Raw genomic sequence first — 4300 nt, forward strand, 5'->3', positions numbered from 1 at the left:
CCGATTCCGGCCCTGAGCAGCGCTACGCGCGCTGGCTCGCCGTGAGCAGGGGGGCGGTGCGTGCGGTGGTGGGGACGCGGGCGGCGATGTTCGCACCTGTACGGGATCTCGGGCTCGCCGTCCTGTGGGACGACGGGGACGCAGCGCACAGCGACGACCACGCACCTCAGCCGCACGCACGTGAGGTTCTCCTGCAGCGTGCCGTGACGGAAGGGGCGGGGTTCCTCCTCGGCGGGCACGGCTGCACCGTGGAGGCCGCGCAGCTCGTCGAGACCGGCTGGGCACGTCCGTTGACGGCTTCGCGCGAGACGGTGCGCAGGACGGCGCCCCTGATCCGCACCGTCGGCGACATGGACGAGGCGCGGGACCCCGCAGCGCGCACCGCCCGCCTGCCCACCCTCGCCTGGAACACCGCCCGGGACGCCCTCCAGCACGGTCCGGTGCTGGTCCAGGTCCCCAGGCGTGGCTACGTACCGAGGCTGGCGTGCGAGCGGTGCCGCGCCCCGGCGCGCTGTGCCCACTGCTCCGGCCCGCTGGAGGCGACCGACCGTGGCGCGGAGCTGCGCTGCACGTGGTGCGCCCGTACGGCACCGGACTGGCACTGCACCGAGTGCGGCGGGACGAGGCTGCGTGGGCAGGTCTTCGGCGCCCGGCGCACGGCGGAGGAGCTGGGGCGGGCGTTTCCGTCGGTGCCCGTCCGCACGTCCGGGCGCGATCACGTGCTGGAGAGGGTGCCGGACAGCCCCGCGCTGATCGTCTCCACCCCGGGTGCGGAGCCGGTCGCCGAGGGCGCCGGATACGCGGCCGCTCTGTTGCTGGACGGGTGGGCGCTGCTCGGAAGGCCCGATCTGCGGGCGGGGGAGGAGGCGCTTCGCCGCTGGCTCGGGGCGGCGGCGCTGGTGCGGTCGCAGGAGGAGGACGGGAGCGTGCTGATCGTCGCGGAGCCCACGATGCGGCCGGTCCAGGCGCTCGTCCGCTGGGACCCGGCCGGGTTCGCGCTGCGGGAGCTCGCGGAGCGTGCCGAGCTGGGATTTCCGCCGGTGTCGCGGATGGCGGCCGTCACCGGACGGGCCGAGGCGGTGGGGGAGCTGCTGGGCCAGGCCGAACTCCCCTCGGACGCGGAGGTGTTGGGGCCTGTGCCGCTCCAGGTCATCGACCCGGGGCGGCCGAGACGTCCCGGCGATCCTCCGGTCGGGGAGCAGTGGGTACGGGCGCTGGTGCGGGTGCCGCAGGGATCCGGCGCGGCACTTGCCTCCGCGCTGAAGACGGCCCATGCGGCGCGGCTGACACGGCGGGAGGGGACTCCCGTGCAGATCCGTGTGGATCCGCCGGACATCGGCTGACGCCTTCATCGTCCACCGGCGGGCGGTCACCCGCGCCCTGCGGATCCACTGCGGACAGCACACCGCCCGGTGCGTGCGGCGCGCACCGGGCGGTGTGGCAGCGGCTGTGGAGGAGTCAGCCGTTGCGAGGGGTGGGGAACGCACCCGGTCTGTGGTCGCGTGTGGGCTGCCCGGGCAGGGACCGGGTCACGGGCACCGCGGAAGGCGGAAGTGAGCCGCCTGCGGGGGCCGTTGCCGACGGCGAGACGGCCGCGGGGAGAGCGTTGCCGGCTCCGGCCGATCCCGGGAGGGAGGGCAGGGCCGGCGCCGCGGCGGCCGCCTCCTCGCCCGACTGCCCGCCGATGTCGGTGAGTTCACGCGAGTTGTTGCGTCGTGATCCGTAACGGCGGTGAACCGCCTGCTTGGTGACGCCCAGCGCCGAGCCGACGGCGTCCCAGGAGAAGCCCAGCGAACGGTCGAAGTCCACCGCTGCGGTGACGAGCGTCTCCACGCTGTCCCGCAACTCCTGGGCGAGACGCACGGTCGGGGCAGGGGCTCGCCCGTAGACGACGAATCCCGCTGAGGGCGCGGAGCGCCGTGGGCGGTAGACGTTGCCGAGCTGGGCGGTGAGGGTACGCAGCGCGTCCACCTGGCGGCGGACCCGCTCGATGTCCCGCACAAGCAGGTGCAGGCTGGCCCTCGCCTGGGCGTCGTGGGTTGCGTGGTCGGCCATGAAAAAGCCTCTCGAACCGTCGTGCAGAGGGATAGGAGCCGCGGAACGGCCCGTTTCGGTCAATCTGACTTGACCAACGCGGCAGTTGCCGATCGGGTAACGCCCAGGGGGCGCGGTCGGAGCGGGAAGGGGTTGCGCGAGGGCGCGTACGCCCCTTCGGGCGGCGCGATGTGACGCAACGCAGGCCCGTAGACTGGCGCGTCGTCCGCGACCGCGGCTTCCGCGGTGCCGCCGTTCCATGAAGAGGTGTTCCCCACCGATGAAGCTCGTCTTCGCCGGCACCCCCGAGGTCGCCGTGCCCGCGCTCGACGCACTGCTCGCCTCGGAGCGTCACGAGGTGGCGGCCGTGGTCACGCGTCCCGACGCCCGCTCCGGGCGGGGACGCCACCTGGTGCCGAGCCCGGTCGCGCAGCGCGCCGCCGACGAGGGCATCGAGGTCCTCAAGCCGGGGCGGCCGCGGGACGAGGACTTCCTCGCAAGGCTCCGCGAGATCGGTCCGGACTGCTGCCCCGTCGTCGCGTACGGCGCGCTGCTGCCGCGAGTGGCGTTGGACGTACCGGCCCGCGGCTGGGTCAACCTCCACTTCTCGCTGCTGCCGGCCTGGCGGGGAGCGGCGCCCGTCCAGCACGCGCTGCTGGCCGGCGACGAGATGACCGGCGCGAGCACCTTCCTGATCGAGGAGGGGCTGGACTCCGGGCCCGTCTACGGAGTGATCACCGAGAAGGTGCGCCCCACTGACACCAGCGGCGATCTGCTCACCCGCCTCGCCTTCGCGGGCGGAGGCCTGCTGGCCGCCACGATGGACGGCATCGAGGACGGCACGCTGCAAGCGGTGGAGCAGCCCGCTGAGGGGATCTCGCTGGCACCCAAGCTCACCGTCGAGGACGCCCGCATCGACTGGTCCGCACCGGCTCTCCGCGTCGACCGCGTCGTACGCGGATGCACACCCGCCCCCGGCGCCTGGACCGTCTTCCGCGGCGAGAGGCTCAAGGTCCGATCGCTGACGCCGCAGCCCGAGCACGCCCTGCCCGAGGGCACGGATCTCGCGCCCGCGGAGCTGCTGGCGGGCAAGAACGCCGTGTGGGCGGGCACCGGTTCGCACGCCGTCGAACTCCTGTGGGTGCAGCCGCAGGGCAAGAAGCCGATGCGCGCCGCGGACTGGGCGCGCGGAGTGCGGGTGGGCGAGGACGAGCGGCTGGGGGAGTAGCGGGCTGCCACCTTCGCCGTCGACGCGGGCCCGGCGGCGATCCCGTGCCGGGCCGGGCGACGCCCGTCCGTACGCGCGAGAGCCGGGCGTACGCTGAAGGCGCACCCCGTGATCCCGTACCGCTCGCTCTTGTTCACCTCGTCATCGCAGCCCCGGAGCACCTTCACCCGTGAGCAATCGGCCCCGCCGCCCGTCCAAGCCCTACCGCCGCCCCGTCAAGGACCCGGTCCGCATCCTCGCCTTCGAGGCGCTGCGGGCCGTCGACGAACGGGACGCGTACGCGAACCTCGTACTGCCGCCGCTGCTGCGCAAGGCACGTGAAAAAGGGGACTTCGACTCCCGGGACGCCGCTCTGGCCACCGAACTCGTCTACGGCACGCTGCGCCGGCAGGGCACCTACGACGCGATCATCGCCGAGTGCGTCGACCGGCCGCTGAAGGAGGTCGACCCGCCTGTCCTGGACGTACTCGCCCTCGGCGCCCACCAGTTGCTGGGTACGCGCATCCCCACCCACGCGGGTGTCAGCGCCACCGTGGAACTCGCCCGCGTGGTGCTGGGAGACGGCCGGTCCAAGTTCGTCAACGCCGTGCTCCGCAAGATCGCGGCTCAGGACCTGGAGAGCTGGCTGGACCGGGTCACGCCTCCCTACGACGACGATCCGGAGCAGCACCTGGGCATCCGTCACGCGCATCCGCGCTGGATCGTCTCGGCGCTGTGGGATTCGCTCGGCGGCGGCAGCCGCGGCATGGAGGAGCTGCTGGAGGCCGACAACGAACGGCCCGAGGTCACGCTCGTCGCCCGTCCCGGACGTGCCACCGCCGAGGAACTCCTCACCGGTGACGCCGTCCCCGGACGCTGGTCGCCCTACGCCGTCCGGCTCGCCGAGGGCGGTGAGCCCGGCGCGCTCGACGCCGTCCGCGAGGGGCGGGCCGGAGTGCAGGACGAGGGGAGCCAGCTCGTCGCCATCGCGCTGGCCGACGCACCGCTGGAACCGGTGCGCGGGGGCGAAGGCGAGGACGGCTCGGCCGTCCGCGGCGA

3 protein-coding genes and 1 pseudogene are annotated in these 4300 nt (G+C 73.9%); 3 read left to right on the forward strand and 1 reads right to left on the reverse strand.

Annotated elements, in window-relative coordinates:
• Positions 1-1343: pseudogene (locus H5J26_RS28820) on the forward strand (primosome assembly protein PriA); the annotation flags it as partial.
• Between the two features lie 115 nt (positions 1344-1458).
• Here the strand turns inward: H5J26_RS28820 and H5J26_RS28825 are convergent.
• The gene (locus H5J26_RS28825) at positions 1459-2055 is read right to left on the reverse strand and encodes a hypothetical protein (protein WP_181768909.1); all 597 of its coding nucleotides are present in this window, start codon (positions 2053-2055) and stop codon (positions 1459-1461) included.
• 259 nt (positions 2056-2314) lie between these two features.
• On the opposite strand from H5J26_RS28825, the gene H5J26_RS28830 reads away from it, so the two are divergent.
• Both H5J26_RS28830 and H5J26_RS28835 read left to right on the forward strand, forming a co-directional pair.
• Complete coding sequence (locus H5J26_RS28830) at positions 2315-3262, forward strand: methionyl-tRNA formyltransferase (RefSeq protein ID WP_181768910.1); 948 nt, start codon at positions 2315-2317, stop codon at positions 3260-3262.
• Positions 3263-3431: 169 nt separating this feature from the next.
• A partial coding sequence (locus H5J26_RS28835) for a transcription antitermination factor NusB (RefSeq protein ID WP_181768911.1) occupies positions 3432-4300 on the forward strand: 869 nt, incomplete at its 3' end.

Origin of the sequence: Streptomyces albidus (ex Kaewkla and Franco 2022) (assembly GCF_013870515.1) — a bacterium.
GTDB classification, from domain to species: Bacteria; Actinomycetota; Actinomycetes; order Streptomycetales; family Streptomycetaceae; genus Streptomyces; species Streptomyces albidus.

What these genes read in the sequence shown, in the direction of transcription:
- H5J26_RS28825 (WP_181768909.1), bottom strand. Translation starts at nt 2,055, where the DNA reads ATGGCCGACCACGCAACCCACGACGCCCAGGCGAGGGCCAGCCTGCAC.
- H5J26_RS28830 (WP_181768910.1), top strand. Translation starts at nt 2,315, where the DNA reads ATGAAGCTCGTCTTCGCCGGCACCCCCGAGGTCGCCGTGCCCGCGCTC.